1 protein-coding gene and 1 pseudogene are annotated in these 906 nt (G+C 61.4%); one reads left to right on the forward strand and one right to left on the reverse strand.

Annotated features, from left to right (window positions below; all coding sequences use genetic code 11):
- Nucleotides 1-470 (reverse strand): annotated as a pseudogene (locus tag HCN50_RS32990) (transposase); the annotation flags it as partial.
- Nucleotides 471-668: 198 nt separating this feature from the next.
- Here HCN50_RS32990 and HCN50_RS34950 point away from each other — a divergent pair.
- Entirely contained in the window at nucleotides 669-845 is a 177-nt protein-coding gene (locus HCN50_RS34950) for a hypothetical protein (RefSeq protein WP_376700354.1), read from the forward strand.
- The last annotated feature ends 61 nt before the right edge of the window (nucleotides 846-906 follow it).

The following is a 906-nucleotide window of genomic DNA, read 5'->3' on the forward strand; positions in this document are numbered from 1 at the left end:
GATGTCGTCGATGAGCTCACGATTGGCGGCGGATCGCTGGCTCTCCGGGCGCGAGCGCCAGGCATAATAGCCGGCCGGCGAGACACCGAGCACGTCGCACATGATCATCACCGGATAGTCGGCGCGGCGATCTTCGATGAAGCGGAATCTCATTTCGGAACTCCAGCAAAGATCGCAATGGACTTTTTTAAAATATCGCGCTCCATGCGCAGCCGCTCGTTCTCCCGCTGCAAACGCGCGATCTCCGCCGCGTGGTCCGCCGACGGCAGCGTCGCCTGCGTTGTGGGGCGCCGCGTCGCCGCCGTCGGCTCCAGTCGGGCCCCCCGCTGCTCCACCCACCGCCGCAGCACGGAATCGCGCAGGCCGAGCTCCCTGGCAACAGATCCGATCGAGCGCCCGCTCGACGCTACGAGATCAACCGCTTGACGCTTGTAGTCATCCGTAAACGACCGACGTTGACGTCCTTCCATCCGACACCTCCTGGCTCGTCGAGCCTACTACAGGTGTCCATCAATTCGGAGGAGGTTCAGTTCCGTTTTGATAAACGGAGCGGACCATGAAGAAGACGAGACGGAAAATCGAAGCGGCGCTGAAGGCAAAGATCGCCTTTGGAGGCGCTGCGAGAGCAATCAACGGTTACGGATCTGGCGCAGCGCTACCAGGTGCATGTGAACCAGATTTATGCGTGGAAGAAGCAGCTTCAGGATCAAGCGGTTCGGGCGTTCGACGCGGGCGCTGGTCGGGATGGCGAGGCGGCCCACGAACTGGAGGTCGAGAAACTCCACGCCAAGATCGGACAATTGACTGTCGAGCGAGATTTCTTAGCCAGGAGGTCCGGAAGATGAGCGCGCCGGATCGCCGAGGATTGCTTCAGCGCGATCATGAGAGGCTATCGATCCGCCGGCA

Origin of the sequence: Bradyrhizobium archetypum (genome assembly GCF_013114835.1) — a bacterium.
GTDB classification, from domain to species: domain Bacteria; phylum Pseudomonadota; class Alphaproteobacteria; order Rhizobiales; family Xanthobacteraceae; genus Bradyrhizobium; species Bradyrhizobium archetypum.